At 56.2% G+C, this 16316-nt stretch carries 15 protein-coding genes; 14 read left to right on the top strand and 1 reads right to left on the bottom strand.

Translation table 11 applies throughout. The annotated features are described in order from the left end of the window. Positions 1 to 9 precede the first annotated feature (9 nt). Genes VIN76_RS12030 through VIN76_RS12020 form a run of 3 tightly spaced genes read left to right on the top strand, consistent with a single transcriptional unit; the run spans position 10 to position 2514 of the window. A complete protein-coding gene (locus VIN76_RS12030; RefSeq protein ID WP_332042094.1) occupies positions 10 to 306 on the top strand; it encodes a hypothetical protein in 297 nt (98 codons plus the stop codon). Further along, positions 303 to 1001, top strand: coding sequence for an ATP12 family chaperone protein (locus tag VIN76_RS12025; protein ID WP_332042093.1), 699 nt, complete (start codon positions 303 to 305; stop codon positions 999 to 1001). The genes VIN76_RS12030 and VIN76_RS12025 overlap by 4 nt, the downstream gene beginning before the upstream one ends. Positions 1002 to 1056: 55 nt before the next feature. Beyond that, the gene (locus VIN76_RS12020) at positions 1057 to 2514 is read left to right on the top strand and encodes an AMP nucleosidase (RefSeq protein ID WP_332042092.1); all 1458 of its coding nucleotides are present in this window, start codon (positions 1057 to 1059) and stop codon (positions 2512 to 2514) included. 16 nt (positions 2515 to 2530) lie between these two features. On the opposite strand, the gene VIN76_RS12015 is transcribed toward VIN76_RS12020, so the two are convergent. After that, the gene (locus tag VIN76_RS12015; protein WP_332042091.1) at positions 2531 to 3505 is read right to left on the bottom strand and encodes a tetratricopeptide repeat protein; all 975 of its coding nucleotides are present in this window, start codon (positions 3503 to 3505) and stop codon (positions 2531 to 2533) included. A 371-nt stretch (positions 3506 to 3876) separates the two neighbouring features. Between VIN76_RS12015 and VIN76_RS12010 the strand changes: the two genes are divergently transcribed. From VIN76_RS12010 to VIN76_RS11960, 11 genes are all read left to right on the top strand, one after another. After that, on the top strand, positions 3877 to 6279 hold the full coding sequence (locus VIN76_RS12010; protein ID WP_414696363.1) for a cyclic nucleotide-binding domain-containing protein: 2403 nt from the start codon (positions 3877 to 3879) through the stop codon (positions 6277 to 6279). A gap of 71 nt (positions 6280 to 6350) precedes the next feature. Then, entirely contained in the window at positions 6351 to 7184 is an 834-nt protein-coding gene (locus VIN76_RS12005) for a hypothetical protein (RefSeq protein WP_332042318.1), read from the top strand. 15 nt (positions 7185 to 7199) lie between these two features. Continuing rightward, the gene (locus VIN76_RS12000) at positions 7200 to 9068 is read left to right on the top strand and encodes a cytochrome c3 family protein (protein WP_332042089.1); all 1869 of its coding nucleotides are present in this window, start codon (positions 7200 to 7202) and stop codon (positions 9066 to 9068) included. A gap of 27 nt (positions 9069 to 9095) precedes the next feature. Then, positions 9096 to 9944 (top strand): phosphodiesterase, encoded by an 849-nt coding sequence (locus VIN76_RS11995; protein WP_332042088.1) that lies wholly within the window; start codon positions 9096 to 9098, stop codon positions 9942 to 9944. 124 nt (positions 9945 to 10068) lie between these two features. Beyond that, positions 10069 to 11076, top strand: coding sequence for a cysteine synthase A (locus VIN76_RS11990; protein WP_414696354.1), 1008 nt, complete (start codon positions 10069 to 10071; stop codon positions 11074 to 11076). Continuing rightward, positions 11069 to 11437, top strand: a complete 369-nt coding sequence (locus VIN76_RS11985; protein ID WP_332042087.1) for a hypothetical protein — start codon at positions 11069 to 11071, stop codon at positions 11435 to 11437. Before VIN76_RS11990 ends, VIN76_RS11985 begins: the two co-directional genes overlap by 8 nt. A 3-nt stretch (positions 11438 to 11440) precedes the next feature. After that, complete coding sequence (locus VIN76_RS11980) at positions 11441 to 12223, top strand: Gldg family protein (RefSeq protein WP_332042086.1); 783 nt, start codon at positions 11441 to 11443, stop codon at positions 12221 to 12223. 291 nt (positions 12224 to 12514) lie between these two features. Then, positions 12515 to 13063 carry a division/cell wall cluster transcriptional repressor MraZ gene (locus VIN76_RS11975; RefSeq protein WP_332042085.1) on the top strand — a complete coding sequence of 183 codons (549 nt, stop codon included), beginning with the start codon at positions 12515 to 12517 and terminating at the stop codon, positions 13061 to 13063. Next, positions 13060 to 14028 (top strand): 16S rRNA (cytosine(1402)-N(4))-methyltransferase RsmH, encoded by a 969-nt coding sequence (rsmH, locus tag VIN76_RS11970; protein WP_332042084.1) that lies wholly within the window; start codon positions 13060 to 13062, stop codon positions 14026 to 14028. Before VIN76_RS11975 ends, rsmH begins: the two co-directional genes overlap by 4 nt. Then, a complete protein-coding gene (locus tag VIN76_RS11965) occupies positions 14025 to 14630 on the top strand; it encodes a hypothetical protein (RefSeq protein WP_332042083.1) in 606 nt (201 codons plus the stop codon). Before rsmH ends, VIN76_RS11965 begins: the two co-directional genes overlap by 4 nt. After that, the gene (locus tag VIN76_RS11960) at positions 14627 to 16315 is read left to right on the top strand and encodes a penicillin-binding protein 2 (RefSeq protein WP_332042082.1); all 1689 of its coding nucleotides are present in this window, start codon (positions 14627 to 14629) and stop codon (positions 16313 to 16315) included. The genes VIN76_RS11965 and VIN76_RS11960 overlap by 4 nt, the downstream gene beginning before the upstream one ends. The last annotated feature ends 1 nt before the right edge of the window (position 16316 follow it).

Below are 16316 nucleotides of genomic sequence, written 5' to 3'. Positions count from 1 at the left end.
ACCGCACCAATGAAGCAGCAGCCCGAAAAATATGACGACCCGATTTATATCGCGGATCCGGAAAAGGAAAAGCAGGCGAAAAGGTTGCATTTCATGGTCAGTATCATTCGCTTGCTCGGCATAGCGATATTGATGCTGGGCATTGCTATTGCGCTTGGGCGGATCGCCAATATTCCAGCCGAAGTCGGTTATGTTCTGGTGGTCATCGGACTGGCGCAGACATGGATCCTGCCGCTGAAAATGGTGCGCTCCTTCGTGAAGCAGCAGGTTGCAGACGCGGCGAGGAAAGATCTGGATTCACAATGAAACGCTTTTATAAAGCCGTGACCAGTGCGGCTATTAATGGCCGCTTTGCAATCCAGCTTGACGGCCGGCCTGTTAAAACCCCCGCTCGCAATCCGCTTCATTTGCCGACACCCACGCTTGCCGATGCTATCGTCGCCGAGTGGGAAGCGCAGGGCGAGGAGATTGACCCTGTGACCATGCCGCTAACCGCTTTGGCCCAAGGTGCGCTGGATCAGGTGGCCGATGAACGGGAGCGGATTTTGGGACGGATCACCGCCTTTGCGGATAGCGACATGCTCTATTATCGTGCCGACGAGAATCAACAGGCCTTGGCAGAGCATCAGGTCGCGCAATGGGACCCACTGCTAAATTGGGCGCGGCAGCGCTATGATGTCAGCTTCACGCTCACCCACGGTATCCGGCACCAGTCGCAGCCTGATGAAACGGTAAAGCGACTGTCCGACGCCGTTAAATCACAGGATGATTTTGCGCTGGCCGCAATGCTTTCCATGGTCGGTTTGTCCGGATCGCTGATCGCGGTGCTGGCGTTGATTGAGGGGGCTTATGATGCGGATACGCTCTGGCCGCTCGTCAATCTCGAAGAATTGTGGCAGGAACAGCAATGGGGCCGCGATGATCTGGCCGTGGCAACGCGAGCGGTCAAGCAAGCGGAATTTAACGCTGCCATCCGGTTTCTGACCCTTTCACGGAGTTAGCTTTCCCTTTGGCTCCGTTTTCGGTTATGGTCCAACCACTGTGCACGGAGAGTAAATGACAGCTTCTTCCCCACGTCAATCTTTGACGCTTTGTGATAGCCCGGCGGCGGCGGTTGCGCTTCTTGAAAAGCTTTACCAGGAACAGATAGACTTGGTCTGCAGCCGCTTTGCGCGCTATGCCAAGGGTGATTTGGCTGTGGATGACACCGCTCAAGGCGTCTATCCGATGATCTCGGTTGAAATACCTGCCGATCAGGCGACCGAGACAAGCAATGTCGCATCGGGCCGGATATCCGATATCAGCCGTTACAGCACGACAATCACGCAGCCCAAACTTTACCGCCGCTACTTGCTCGACCAGTTGGAGCGGATTAACAGGGTTTTCACCGCCAAAATCCATGTCGGCCTTTCCGACACCCCGATACCGCTAGCCTTCGCGATTGAAAATGCTGCCAGCGATCTGGACCGGGTTCAGAAGGAGGCGCTGCCCCGCCATTTTCACACGCCCAATCTCATCAAGACCAATGACGAAATTGTCGATGGCGGGCAGATTTTTCTGACCGATGCCGACAATGCTTTGTCGCTGTTTACCGCCGAGCGGGTTGATTATTCACTGCACCGTATCCGCCATTATTGCGCGACAGAACCGGACCATTTTCAGCCCTTTATACTTTTCACCAATTACCAGCGCTATGTGGATGAATTTATTGAATTCGGCCTGGAGGAGTTGCAATCGGGCAAGGCGGAAATGCTGGTCGAGCCGGGCAACCGGATCACCCGCCGGGACGGGGAGCCGTCCCGCCCGCAAATTACCAAGCCGCCGCAAATGCCAGCCTATCACCTGGTCCGCGGGGAAGGGCGCCCCGGTGTTACCTTGGTCAATATCGGCGTGGGGCCTTCCAATGCAAAGACGATTACCGACCATCTTGCGGTGCTGCGTCCGCATGTCTGGTTGATGATCGGCCATTGCGGGGCTTTGCGGCGGACGCAGCGGCTGGGCGATTATGTCCTTGCCCATGCTTATTTGCGCGATGACAATGTTCTGGACGATGTGTTGCCGCCCGCCATTCCTCTGCCAACCATTGCGGAGGTGCAACTGGCACTTACCCGCGCGGTTCAGGAAGAAACCGGCATCGACCATTCGCAGCTCAAACAGCATCTGCGCACCGGTACAGTGGTGACAACCGGCGACCGCAACTGGGAATTGCGCTTTGGCCAGATCGCCAAACGGCTCAACCAGTCCCGCGCCATCGCCATTGATATGGAATCGGCCACTGTCGCGGCCAATGGCTATCGCTACCGGGTGCCTTACGGGACTTTACTCTGCGCGTCAGACAAGCCGCTGCACGGGGAGATTAAATTGCCGGGCATGGCAGATGCATTTTATCAGGAACGTGTCGGACAGCATCTGGCCATCGGCTTACGGACTATCGACCTGCTGGCGAAAGAAGCCGAGGCGGGGACGCTCCACTCACGCAAATTACGCAGTTTTGGCGAGCCTTTGTTCCGGTAAATGGCGAAGCTAAGCGCTAGATCCCCAACGCCGCTGCCGCTTCCCTGATCCGTTTCGTCTCTGCGCCATTGTTGCGGAACGCGGCCAGTCCGTCTGTCATCGCCTGTTTCGCTTTGGCTGTCTGGCCCAGTTGCATGCGGCTTCGCATCAGCATGATCCAGCCGTTGGCGTCATTGGGGTTGCTTTTTAGACGCTGTTCAAGGCCATTGACCATATTGTCGATCATCGCTTCCTGTTGACCGGCAGGCAGGGCGGCGGCCGCTTGCATTTCTTCGCGGCTGGGGCCGGGAATCGCGGCGGTAGCGACTCGCGGGCCATCGGTGGAGATGCCGCCGGTCGGCGCTGCGGGCGCAGCTTTGGCGAGGCGCGCGGCAACGTCGATATTTTCCTTTTCCGCGACTTGTTCGATCACCCGTTTAATATCCTGGGCATAGGGCGCATCGGCGGGTGTGTCCTCTAACAGGGCCAGCCAGTCGTTAATCGCGCCTTGATGGTCACCGGAAATATCCTTTTGCACCGCCAGAAAATAGCGCGCACGCGGATCGGTCTTGTCCAGTGCCAGTGCTTTCCGGAACGCATCGGCTGCATCATCGGGAACCTGCTGTCCGTCGCTGGCCATGACCAATGCTTCACCCAGCATTGACCAATATTCGGGATTTTCCGGATCAAGCGTCGTGGCGCGTTTCATCGCGGTGGCGGATTCGGCGAACTTTCCTGTCTCGAAATAGCTCCAGCCTAGCATCCGCCAGCTATCGGCATCATCGGGATTATCCTGTAGCTTTTTCTCAAGGCCCGCGATCACTTCGCCGACGCTGGGGGCTTGTTCGGATTCATTCGTGGCAAGCTGCGTTCCTGCGCTATCATCCTCTCCGGACGTGCTGCGATAGACTTGCACACCAATGGCGCCAACGGCCAGAATAGCGGCAATTATCAGCGATATACGGCTGATATTGGGTGATTTCTTGCTATCGGCTGCTTCTAAGTCGCTCATGGATTTTCCGTTTCCCCTGAAAATTTGTGCCCGCTATGCCAACCCGCTATGAAAGATGTCTAGCAAAAGCCGGATGTCCTGCTACCACCGCCGCTTCCACTGCATCAAGTGCGAACGCGTGCGTAACTGCAAATAGCAATTTTTCTGTATTTGCTGTGACATTTTGCACTGGCAAATCAAAGACTTTTTGATAAGATAATAGTAACTTAGGTCTTTTAGGGTCGCGCTTAGGCCTAAACACTGACTAAATCGGTCCGGCAAATCGTATAAGGGTTGACGGACCTGGCCGGGGATCAAAACGGGCCAAAGGGGGAAAATAGCGCGTGGCGGATAAGTTTCGAGTAGTGATTGTGGGTTCCGGTCCGGCGGGGATGAGCGCTGCTGGACGGGCGGCGCAGTTGAAACTTTCTCACGTGCTGCTCGAAAAGACCGATCACCTTTCCGATACGATTTTCAAATATCAAAAGGGCAAGCATGTCATGGCGACGCCAAGCCAGTTGGTGCTGCGCTCTGACATGGATTTTGATGCGGGCAAGCGTGAGGAGATCCTGGAAACATGGGACGCGCAGACGCAGGCTTGTGGCGTCAATGTCCGATATAATGCCGAACCGGTAAAGATCGAAGGGGAGGAAGGGAATTTTACTATCACCTTGAAAAACGGTGATAAACTTCTTGCCGAAACGATTGTCATGGCCATCGGAACACAGGGCAATCCGAACCTGATGCGCTGTCCCGGCGGGGATAACAAGATGGTCCAGTATCAGTTGGATGACCCCGGCGAATATTATGACGAGCATATCACGGTCATCGGTTCCGGTGACGCAGGCATAGAAAACGCGCTGGGTCTGGCAGCGGATGCGGCCCAGAATAATATCGTCACCATCCTTAACCGTTCGGCGGAATTTGCCCGTGCGAAAAAGGCCAATGTGAAGCTGTTGATGGAGGCGGGTGAGCAAGGCAAGGTGATCATCCGTAACGAAACAACTCCCGCAGAGGTGAGGGACGGGGAGCTAGTCCTTGAAACCCGCGACGGGCAGGAAACGATTAAATGCGACCGGATCATTGCGCGCATGGGTTCCGCCCCGCCGCGCAAATTTGTCGAAGAATGCGGGATCGAGTTTACCAGCGAGGAGCGGGAAGCCTATCCCAAGCTGACCCCGGCGTTTGAAAGCACCAAGAAGGGCATTTACGTCATCGGCGCGCTGGCCGGTTATCCGCTGATCAAGCACTGCATGAATCAAGGCTATGATGTCATTGAATTTATTAACGGCAATAAGGAGCTGAAACCGGCTGACGAGCCGATTTTGGAAAAGAAATTTGCTGAGCTTCCCGGTAATAGATCAGTTGAGGAATGGCTGGAGTTTTTCCGCCAGAAAGTGACAATCCTGAACGATTTGTCGCCGCTACAGATGCGTGAATTCATGCTCGACAGCGAACCGCGGGCTTACCGTAAAGGGGCGACCATTTTTGAACGCAATGATCCGGGTTCATCGCTGTTCACCATCGCGCAAGGATCGGTGCTGGTTGAGGTGGACCCCAATGACAAATCGAAAGTCATTCCGATCGAGGAAGGGTCTATCTTTGGGGAAGTCGGCCTGATCTCCGGTCGCCGCCGCGGTGCGACGATCCGGGCGGCAGAAGACATGATTGCGATTGAAGTTTCGCGCACGGCTGCGCTGAAATTGCAGGCCTCTGTGCCCGCCGCCAAGCGCGCGATTACCCGCATCTCTACAGAGCGGCAGTTGCTGCAAATGTTCGGTTCCGGCCTGACCAAGGAAAGCATTGCTGAGGTCGTTGAAACCAGCGAGATCATGAATGTCCGCGCGGGTGAGCCGATTATCAACGAAGGCGATGACGGCAATGACATTTACGTCATCCGTGTCGGCTCGATGGTGGTGGAAAAGGAAATTGGCGGCAAGCCGGTCTTCCTGTCTTACCTGCCCGCCGGTTCCTATGTCGGCGAAATGACCCTGATCGCAGGAGGCTTGCGGACAGCTACGGTCAAGGCTGCGATCAAGTCCGAAGTTATCAAGATACAGGGCGATGCGTTCAAGAAAGTGCTCGATGCGCATCCGGATCTGCTGCGCCGGGCAAAGACAGATATGGCCGCGCGGCAAGGGATCAACGCCTTTGTCGAGGCAAAGAAAGACAGCTTTTCCGGCGTGGTCGACATGTATTCCGGCGTCGCCAACTTTTTGGTCGAAAACGGCATTGGCGAGGCGACGGACGTTTTACTGATCGACGAAAACCTGTGTGTCGGCTGCGACAATTGCGAAAAAGCCTGCGCCGACAGTCACGAAGGCTTGTCCCGCCTCGACCGCGAAGCAGGCCGGACCTATGCACATTTGCACGTCCCGACCAGTTGCCGCCACTGCGAGCATCCGCACTGCATGTCCGACTGTCCGCCCGATGCCATTCACCGTGGACCGGACGGAGAGGTATTTATTGACGATACCTGCATCGGATGCGGCAACTGCCAGCGTTATTGCCCTTATGGCGTGATCCGCATGGACAAGGTGCCGCCTGAAAAACCGAGCATCTTTAGCTGGTTGTTCTTTGGCTTCGGGCCCGGCCCCGGCGAACCGGACAAGAAGTGGGTGGACGAAAATAGCGACCCTGCAGCGGAGAAAGCGAAAAAGGCGATTAAATGCGATATGTGTGCTGGTATTAACGGTGGTCCGGCCTGTGTGCGGGCTTGCCCGACGGGTGCGGCGATCCGCGTGGCTCCCGAAGAGTTTCTTACCGTTGCCAAGCTTGAACGGGAGGATGTGTAATGGCCTCTGTTCCCGTGAGCGATGACGGCGCAAGAAAGAAGCGCACCCATATTTCAAGGCAAAAATCCGTAATGCATGACGGGTTTTTGAAACATGCGGGTTTCCGCTGGCTGAAAATCGCTTCGTTCATCATGCTGGTCTGTATTGTCAGCTATCTGTTTATCGACGTTTCGCCGCGCCATAACGGGGGTAGCTGGTATGGCTATACACTGGGCACGATCGGCGCGGGGCTGATCCTCTGGCTCACCATGCTGGGGGTACGAAAGCGGGCGATGACGCCGGGGAAATGGTCGCTCAAGGCATGGACGTCGGCGCATGTTTATCTGGGGCTCAGCCTGATCGCCATTGCAACGCTGCACACCGGATTCCAGTTTGGCTGGAACATTCACACCGCGGCTTATGCGTTCATGATGTTGGTTATTATTTCGGGCATATTCGGGATTTATTTTTATGTCACGATCCCGCAGGCGCTTTCCAATAACAGGGACGAAATGACAGAGACGCAGATGCTGGAAAGCCTGCGCTCGCTGGACCGGCAATTGCATGAGGCAGCGCAGCCTTTATCGGCGGACCATGCCGCGCTGGTCCTGCAATCATTGGAGCAGGACCCGTTTGGCGGAGGCTTTTTGAAACGGATTTCGGGCAAATATCCGGATTGCGCGACACGCATTGCGCAGGCCGATCTGCGGCGCGAGCGCGCTTATCAGCCGCGCATGGGGGGCGATGATCCATTGGACAAGGTTGATGCGCTGCTTGAAAAGAAAGAGGCGACACTGGCCCGCGTGCGCCGCCATTTGAAGTTGAAGGCGTTGTTACAGGTCTGGCTTTTCATCCATGTGCCGATGACTTTTGCCCTGATCGCGTCATTGACGGCGCATATTATCAGCGTTTTCTTTTACTGGTAGGCGGGGGATAAGTTGATGAGTTTTATAGTCCGCCAGATCGCTGTCACTGCCGACGGGCGAGAGATTATTCGCGCCAATCCGTTTGACGAGGCGCAAATCGGGATTGGTCGGAACGCGCATAACGCGGTCCACCTGCCCGATCTGGCTGTCAGCCCCGACCATGCGATCATTCGGAAACTGGATGATGGCCGGATAGAGGTTGAAAGCATATCGGGCCAGAAATTCACGGTGGATGGCCGCGACCGGATGTCCGCGAAGATCGATCTGGTCGAGGGCGCAGAGCTGGGCTTTGGCGGCCATGTCATAGCGGTTAGCCAAGATGGCGATGACGCTATCCTGACCGTCAAGCGGGTTGAGGCTTTGTCCGATTCCGCCGAAGAACGGGAAGAGCGCGCACTCTATACATTGAAAGGATTGCTGCCCGGAAAGCGGATCAGCGCATGGGGCTTTGTCCTTTTGGTGCTGGCGGCTTTTTTGGTGTGGCCGATCTATACCTGGGCGACATATCGCGGGGTCGAGGAAAGGCCAGAGGGATTCCATGCCGATACCATGTGGACATCCGGCGCGCTGAGCGAAGCGCATCATAGCCTTGAGGGGGATTGCCAGGCCTGTCACGTCGATGCGTTTGTGACAGTGCAGGACAAGACCTGTCTGAACTGCCACGAAGATGACGCGCATGACCATGCCGACAAAAAACGGCTGGCAACGGCCAGAGGCGGGCCGGAAGGGCTGGAAGTGATCGGGGCCGCTTTTGCGTCTGCTTTTAACAAACCCCCCGGCAGGTGTGTCGAATGTCACACCGAGCATGAGGGTGCAGGTGCTATGCAACCGACTGCGCAAAAATTTTGTGCGGATTGTCATGATGGAATGGACGGACGTTTGACGGATACCAAGTTGGAAAATGCATCTGATTTCGGGACTGCGCACCCGCAATTCCGTCCTGCATTGCTGGTCGAGCCGGGTGGTAAAAACCCGCTTCGCAAGCGGGTTTCGCTGGACGAGAAGCCGACCGAATATAACGGGCTGAAATTCCCGCACGACATCCATCTGTCAAAAACCGGCGGGGTCGCACAAATGGGACGGCGCTTGTCGGCCAAGTTTGATTTTGGCGATTCGCTGGATTGTAAAGATTGCCATATACCCGATTCGAACGGCGTGCGGTTCAAACCGGTGAATATGGAAGATAATTGCAGCATGTGTCACAGCCTAGCCTTTGACGAGATTGGCAATACGGTGCGGACCTTGCGCCACGGTGAGCCGGATATGGTTCGCGCTGACCTGCGCGCCTATTACCGGTCTACTGGCCCGACACGGCCCATCAATCTGGGCGGTATGGCGCGGCGGCGACCGGGTGAGGGGAATGACAGCCGCGTGGCCAGCGATTATGCACGCGCTGTACAGTTCCGGCCCAGCCGAGCCGATCAGGCTATCCAGCAGGTCTTTTCACGCGGGGGTGCCTGTTTCGATTGCCACGGGGTGACGCCGCCAACTGCTGCCGGACGGGTCGATTATGGTATCAAGCCGGTGACGCAGACAGACCGCTATATGCACAAGGGCTGGTTCAGCCACGACGCTCACAAGCAGGAAGATTGCACAAGCTGTCACACGGCAACAACATCCGGTGATGCACGCGATTTGTTGCTCCCGGGGATTAAAACCTGCCGCGAATGTCATGGCGGCGAGTTTCAGAAAGCCGCCGATGTGCCGTCGAGCTGCGCGATGTGCCATGACTATCACGCGGATGACGGTGCGCCCTGGCTGATAAGGGAACAGCGGAAGGACAAACGCAAAAAATCAGATGAGGTCGCAAATAACAGTCACGCTTTGAAACCGGCAAATAAATTAAGGATAAGGATCCGAGATCAGGAAATTGCCAGTCGCTAGTGGTGACATAAACAGGGGAAGGTGCCTATGCTGTTGGCGCAAGTTACAGATATCCATCTGGGTTTCGACCCCGATAATCCGGTGGAATTCAACCGCAAGCGCCTTGACCATGCGCTGAAACTCTTATGCGAGATGACCCCGCGTCCCGATGTCTTGCTGGCCACCGGCGACCTGACCGATCGCGGGGATCTGGCAAGCTATCGACAGCTTGAAAAGGCGTTATCGAACCTGCCGTTTCCGGTCTATATGTGCCTTGGCAATCACGACATGCGCGCGCCGTTCCGGCAACAGTTTCCGGAAGTGCCGACGGTGGACGGTTTCGTGCAATATGAAATTGATGACGGCCCCGTGCGTCTGTTGATCCTCGACACGTTGGAAGAAGGGCGTCACGGCGGCGCGTTTTGCGCGGTCCGCGCAAAGTGGCTGGCCGATAGACTGGCGGAGAAACAGGACAAGCCGGTGATATTGGCGCTCCATCACCCGCCCGTGGAAAGCGGCATTGCATGGATGAACACCAACCCGCATGAACCGTGGGTCGGCAGACTGGCCGACACAATCGCGGGCCATGACCAGATCAAGGGCATGATCACCGGCCATTTGCACCGTAATGTTTCCACCAGCTTTGAAGGAACCAGCCTCTCTATCTGCGCCTCCACCGCGCCGCAGGTTGCGTTTGATCTGGACCCGATCGACCCCGACAATCCTGATGGCCGCAATATGATCGTCGCCGATCCGCCGGCTGTCGCTCTGCATTGGTGGAACGGCAAACAGCTTGTGACGCATTTCGAAACCGCCGAAGAACATGTGATGCTCGCCCGCTATGATGAAAATCTGCAACCGCTGGTGCGGGCTTTGATGGCGGAACAGGGCAAATAGGCGCGCGGTTATTGGCGGCTTTTGGGCGGGTTTTAGCCCGTCACGGTTGATGCCCTGATACTACTAAAGCTGCTCTTTTACCCCTGCAACTTGTCCGCGCTTGTCGGGATTGGCAACGCGGACTATGTATGATGACATGACTATAGTGAAGAATACGCTCGACCTGATCGGCAATACCCCGCTTGTTCGTCTTGCCGGCCCCAGTGCAGAGGCTGGATGTGATATTTATGGCAAGTGCGAATTTGCCAATCCCGGTGCGTCTGTTAAAGACCGCGCGGCGCTGTTCATCGTACAGGATGCCGAGGAACGCGGCCAGTTACAGCCCGGCGGTATGATTGTTGAGGGGACGGCCGGGAACACCGGAATCGGGATAGCGCTGGTCGCTAATGCAAAGGGATACAAGACGACCATCGTCATGCCGGAAACCCAAAGCCGGGAGAAAATGGACACGCTGCGCGCGCTGGGTGCGAAGCTGGTTCTGGTTCCTGCTGCACCTTATGCGAATCCTGGGCATTTTGTGCATACCAGCCGCCGCCTTGCCGAAGAGACAGAAGGTGCGGTCTGGGCGAACCAGTTTGATAATGTCGCCAACCGCCGCGCGCATATCGAAACCACCGCAGAAGAAATCTGGGAGCAGATGGACGGCAAAGTGGATGGCTTTATCTGCGCTGCGGGTACGGGCGGCACGATTGCCGGTGTCGGTATGGGGTTAAAGGCCAAGGATGAAAACGTGACCATCGGTCTGGCTGACCCGCATGGCGCGGCTTTGTATAATTATTATGCCCATGGCGAGTTGAAATCCGAAGGCAGCAGCGTGGCCGAAGGGATCGGGCAGGGGCGTATCACTGGCAATCTGGAAGATGCGCCGATTGACCGGCCATACCGGATCAGTGACGAAGAAGGCCTTAAATGGGTTGAGCACCTGCTTCAGGACGAGGGGCTTTGCCTTGGCCTTTCATCCGGTATTAATGTGGCCGGGGCCATTGCTTTGGGCAAGGAACTGGGCCCGGGCAGCAAGGTTGTAACAATCCTGTGCGATACGGGTTTCCGCTATTTATCCTCGCTTTACAATGCGGCCTGGTTGAAAGAAAAAGGATTGCCGGTCTTCCCGTGGCTGAATGATGATGACTGAGAAACCGAAGAATAGCGGCGACCGTCAGGACACGATGTACCGCGTGCAAGTGGGCGTCATAGGGCTGGTCGCTGTGTTGCTTCTGGTCAGCCTCGCCAATTTCGTTTTGCAACGCGCCAGTGATGAGCAAAGCGCAACAGAAGTGGTTCAGGCCGAAACCGCAAGTGACGAGCAAAAAACACCTGGTAAGGAAGCGTCTTCCGCCCCGTCAGAACCTTTGGCAGAGCTTGGCGTTACTCCGACCCGCGTACCGGAAGGGGACAAATCAAATCCGGCAGAATCCGGTAAACCAGTGCAGATTATTGTCCCCGATCTTGAACCCGATCCGAAGCTGGAAGCGCCAATGGACCGGGAAGGGTAGCGATTGTCAGGGATCACGGGACCACGGATAGCCGTCTTGCTTGTGGTTCTTGCCGCGATCATGGGGCTGCTTTTACAATGTAGCCCGACATCGACCAGCACGTCGGAACAGGAAACTCCCCGCGTCAAAATCCAGTTGATGACTAGCCTGCCAATCGTGTGGGGTGACGGCGCCTCGATGGAAAATATTATTGCGGGGAAAGCATCACCCGCGCCGATCTATGTCCATTGGAAAAAGCATTATGATATCGCCGCGGTGGACAGTTTTGCCGGGCTGGAAACTTCCGATACCGACATTGTTATGCTGGTCCAGCCGCCGGCCATGGACCCTGCCGATCTGGCTGCGGTTGATGCATGGGTGCGGGCAGGGGGCAACGCGATCATCCTGACCGATCCGATGCTTTTATGGCCAACAGATTATCCGCTGGGCGACAAGCGCAGGCCGCTGGCTTCGGGTTTGCTATCGCCTCTGCTTAGACATTGGGGGCTGGAATTACAGATTACCGATGACACGGCTTCCAGCGCCGAATTGCAATTTCCCGGCGCAAGAATAACAGCGGTGGGCATCGGGACTTTCAAACCCGTGGCAATGCACGATGAAGATAAGGCCGATTGCGCGTTGAGTACGGGCAATGTCATGGCGCGGTGCGCTTTGGGAGATGGCCATGCGATCATATTGGCCGATGCGGATTTTCTGAACGATGCGTTGTGGAGTGAGCCAGCCGGAAACGCCGCGCCGGATGCCCCGCGACTGGTCGATATATTCATTGCCGATTTGCAAAAATGAACATCTCGTAGAGTGGAAAAAATAATGACTCCGGCTTCGCTTCTGATTCAAAAACCCCGCTTTTTACCATGTTCCCAAGGACTGCCCGCTTTGTTTCCCATGTTTTCCCCAAATCCCCAGAAAGACGATAAAAATAAAATGATTATAAATCAGCTGCTTGGGTGTATGACTCCGTAAATTCCCGCAAAATCCCGTAAAATCCCCTTCCATCCCCGGCTCGCCCCTGATAACTCTATTTCTTATCGGGGTGAAATTTCCTGTTTGGGATTCTGATGTTTTCGGAGCGGCTCTTTGCGCGCTTCTCCTTGCGGGGAAGATTTGCCTTTCGATACTGTTGAGGGATTGGTGGCTGTGTCGGGCAATTATGCTTATTCAGGATCGGGAATATCCGCGATAGACGATAAAGGTCGTCTGTCCGTGCCCGCATTCCTGCGTAAAGACCTGATCGCCAGTAGCGACGGCCGCATCCTTTGCCTCGGCAAGCATGAGAAATGGGATTGCCTCGTCGGTTTTGGCCTCAGCCGCAAAATCGACATGCTAGCGGAAATCGACAAGGAAGAAGAAATCGCCATCGCCCGGTCACTGCCCTATGACCGCGATGCTGCCGGAGCTCGCAAATTTTCATCCCTGCAAGAATTGAGCTTCGATGCCAGCGGCCGTTTCGTCCTGCCCCCGATGCTGCAAGCAATTGGCGGTCTGGAAGACAGCGTTATCTTCCACGGAATCGGCAAGACATTTTGCCTGTGGAACCCACAAACCTTGCTCGACACAACCGACGATGTTCCGGTCGATAAACGGCTGGTTGAGTTCCACTTAAGCGAATTGGGGAAAAAGAAATGACCCCCAAAAAAACCACCTCGGCCACATCCGCACCCCATATTCCGGTTCTGTTGAATGAAGTCATCGACGCGCTCGCCATCACCCCCGGCGAAACGCATGTTGACGGCACATTCGGCGCGGGCGGATATAGCACGGCGATGATCGCGGCGGGCGCGAAAGTCCACGGCTTTGACCAGGACCCCGATGCTATTGCCAATGGCCAGCATTTGGTCGAAGCCTCTGGCGGCAAGCTGGTTTTACACCACGCCTATTATTCGCAAATGGCGGATGTGCTGGCCGGAGAAGATATTGACGGTGTTACTCTTGATATCGGTGTGTCTTCCATGCAGCTCGATCAGGCGGAACGGGGATTCTCGTTCCAGAAAGACGGCCCTCTCGACATGCGGATGTCACAGGACGGGCAGAGCGCGGCGGATTTCCTGAACGAAGCGGAAGAGGACGAGATTGCCGATGTCATCTATCGCTATGGCGAAGAGCGGCGTTCCCGTAAAATTGCCAAGGCGATTGTCAATGCGCGCCCCCTGACCCGTACGTCAGAGCTTGCCCAGATCGTTCGCAAGGCGGTGGGGCAAAAGCCCGGTGACAAGAAAGACCCCGCAACGCGGACATTTCAGGCGATCCGGATCCACATCAACCGCGAGCTAGGCGAGCTGGAAGACGGGCTGGAAGCAGCAGAACGCCTCTTGAAACCCGGTGGCCGTCTGGCCGTCGTCACTTTTCACAGTCTGGAAGATCGTATCGTCAAAAATTTTCTGCGTGAACGCAGCGGCCAGAAATCCGCCGGTTCGCGCCATTTACCCCAAGTTTCCGAAAAACGGCCGGCACCCACCTTTCACAAACCAGCCAAACTGGTGCGTCCGGCCGGGGCGGAGCAGGACTCTAATCCCCGAGCCCGCTCCGCCACCCTGAGATCAGCGGTGCGTACCGACGCACCAGTCAATGCAATGACGGGAGGTGTGAAATGAAATTAGCAGTTAAACGTCTTGAAGGCATTGGATGGATCGCGCTTGTTTTTCTGGTCGCGATCTTGCTCTATCCGCTGTCGCTTAGCGTGGCGACCTTGCGAAGCGATCTTGCCCGCACGAACAATCAGATCGTGGCGATCAAGAAGGATATCCGCTATCTGGAAACCGAGTTCAGCGCGCGCGCCAATTTGCGGCAGCTCGAATATTGGAACAAGCTGGAATATGGTTATGTCGCGCCGGGTGCCGACCAATATCTTGACGGGGAGCGGGCGCTTGCCAACCTTGGCGGCCCGGACTTGCGAAAGCCGGTCAAGGTGGCGGTAATCAGCACCATGGACAAGGTAAAGCCCGCCGGAATCATCGGTTCGGTCTTTCCTTCGGCATCGGCGAAAGTGCATGAAAGCGAGTTTGCTCCTGTTCGCGCTGTTCAGGTTGCGACAAACGATACGAAGCTTCGTGATATTCAGCCCACTATCGCGGAATTGCGCGAAACCAGAACCGCGCGTGTTGCCAATATGGAGGAAAAGTTGCTCGATGACGGCTTGGTCAGGCAGCTGGCGCTTAAAGCGAATATCGAGCAGATTGGGACTCGCGCCCAATGACCACCCTTCTGGCAAACAGCAGAAAGGTGCAGTTTTCCGGAAAGCAAAAGGAAGTGGCAGCCAACGCCCACTTCCGCCTGATGGTTTTACTGTTGGTATTTCTAGCCGTCTTCACGATAATAGTGGGGCGGCTTGTCAGCTTTGGCATATTGGAAGAGGCGCAGCCCGAACGCAGGTCCAGTGCGGCCTTCGTGCCGCCGCGCGGTGATATTGTCGATCGCAACGGGGTTCCTCTGGCGCGTACCATACAGGGCTATGCCGTTCGCGTGGTCCCTGAACGGATTCTGGGTGACAAGGAAATATTGTCACGCCAGCTTGCGGAAATATTCCCCGATACGAGTGCCGCCGAATTTCTGTCCAAATTGAAAGGACCGCGGCCCACCTATCTGAGACAACGTGCGCTGCCCAATGAAGTCAAGCAGGTCCATGCGCTGGGCGAAATCGGTATCGAGTTTCCACGGGAAGACGAACGGCTGTATCCGCAGCGGGATATGGCGGCGCATGTTCTGGGTTATGTCAATGCCGACGGGGACGGTGTAATGGGCATGGAACGTGCCCTGAATGACCGGCTGAAGGATGAAAGCCTGCGCGGCATGCCGGCAGTATTGTCGATAGACAGCCGGGTACAGGCTGCGCTGGAAAGCGAATTGATGTCGGCCATGACTGCTCTTGAGGCCCGCGGCGCGGCGGGTGTCATACTGGATGTCCACACCGGAGAAGTGATGGCGCTGGCCTCGCTGCCGGTTTTTGATCCCAATAAAATCCTTAAATCGACCATGAAATACCAGACCAATGAAGTCACCCAAAGTGTCTTTGAGCTGGGATCAACCTTTAAGCCCCTGACTGTTGCGGCGGCGCTGGATGCCGGAACGGTTACGGACCTTGCCGTGCGCTATGATGCAACCCAACCGATCAGGATTGGCGGTTTCACGCTTTCGGACGACCATAGCCAGAACCGTTTTCTCAATGTTCCCGAAGCGCTGGTTCACAGTTCCAATATTGTCACCGCCCGGATTGCCGACAATCTGGGTCAGAAGGGCATGGAGGACATGATCCGGCGGCTTGGCTTTGACGAGCGGCCCCATATTGAACTCGCGGAGCGGGGTGCGCCTTTATGGCCGAAAAGCTGGGGCCGCCTGACGAACATGACGATTGCTTATGGTCACGGCATTGCGGTGACGCCGCTACATCTGGCAAGCGCATATGCCGCTTTGGTCAATGGCGGCATCTGGCGCCCGGCCACGTTGTTAAAGGTCAAGCCGGACGAGGAAGCGAAGGGACGCCGCGTATTCAAGGCCGCGACCAGCGCACGGATGCGCCAGTTGCTGCGTATGATCGTGTCCGATGGCACGGGCCGGAAAGCCGATGCGCCGGGATACCGGATTGGCGGCAAGACAGGCTCTGCGGAAAAACCGACCAATGGCGGATATAGCAAAAGCTCCCTCGTTTCCACATTCGCCGCCGCTTTCCCGATGGATAATCCGCGCTATGCAATCATTGTCATGCTGGACGAGCCAAAGGGCAACGCGGAAAGCGCGTATCAGCGGACCGCAGGTTGGACCGCCGCGCCGGTCGTGCGCAAAGTCGTGCCAAGGGTCGGTCCGATGCTGGGCGTAGTTCCGGACGAACATCGCGATGTCGATGTTTCGGAATTGACCCCGCTACTCTGGAAGCCGAAGGGGTAGG

The sequence above is a fragment of the Parasphingorhabdus sp. genome, from assembly GCF_036568145.1.
Classification (GTDB): domain Bacteria; phylum Pseudomonadota; class Alphaproteobacteria; order Sphingomonadales; family Sphingomonadaceae; genus Parasphingorhabdus.
The sequence above is the reverse complement of the archived record's forward strand: the minus strand, read 5'-3'. Positions and strand labels throughout refer to the sequence as shown.

Excerpts from the sequence above, each read along its gene's own strand:
- VIN76_RS12010 (WP_414696363.1), top strand. The coding sequence starts at position 3,877 with ATGAGCGCTGCTGGACGGGCGGCGCAGTTGAAACTTTCTCACGTGCTG.
- rsmH (WP_332042084.1), top strand. The coding sequence starts at position 13,060 with ATGACCCCCAAAAAAACCACCTCGGCCACATCCGCACCCCATATTCCG.
- VIN76_RS12020 (WP_332042092.1), top strand. The coding sequence starts at position 1,057 with ATGACAGCTTCTTCCCCACGTCAATCTTTGACGCTTTGTGATAGCCCG.
- VIN76_RS12025 (WP_332042093.1), top strand. The coding sequence starts at position 303 with ATGAAACGCTTTTATAAAGCCGTGACCAGTGCGGCTATTAATGGCCGC.
- VIN76_RS11960 (WP_332042082.1), top strand. The coding sequence starts at position 14,627 with ATGACCACCCTTCTGGCAAACAGCAGAAAGGTGCAGTTTTCCGGAAAG.
- VIN76_RS11965 (WP_332042083.1), top strand. The coding sequence starts at position 14,025 with ATGAAATTAGCAGTTAAACGTCTTGAAGGCATTGGATGGATCGCGCTT.
- VIN76_RS11990 (WP_414696354.1), top strand. The coding sequence starts at position 10,069 with ATGTATGATGACATGACTATAGTGAAGAATACGCTCGACCTGATCGGC.
- VIN76_RS12000 (WP_332042089.1), top strand. The coding sequence starts at position 7,200 with ATGAGTTTTATAGTCCGCCAGATCGCTGTCACTGCCGACGGGCGAGAG.
- VIN76_RS11985 (WP_332042087.1), top strand. The coding sequence starts at position 11,069 with ATGACTGAGAAACCGAAGAATAGCGGCGACCGTCAGGACACGATGTAC.
- VIN76_RS12005 (WP_332042318.1), top strand. The coding sequence starts at position 6,351 with ATGCATGACGGGTTTTTGAAACATGCGGGTTTCCGCTGGCTGAAAATC.
- VIN76_RS12030 (WP_332042094.1), top strand. The coding sequence starts at position 10 with ATGAAGCAGCAGCCCGAAAAATATGACGACCCGATTTATATCGCGGAT.
- VIN76_RS11995 (WP_332042088.1), top strand. The coding sequence starts at position 9,096 with ATGCTGTTGGCGCAAGTTACAGATATCCATCTGGGTTTCGACCCCGAT.
- VIN76_RS12015 (WP_332042091.1), bottom strand. The coding sequence starts at position 3,505 with ATGAGCGACTTAGAAGCAGCCGATAGCAAGAAATCACCCAATATCAGC.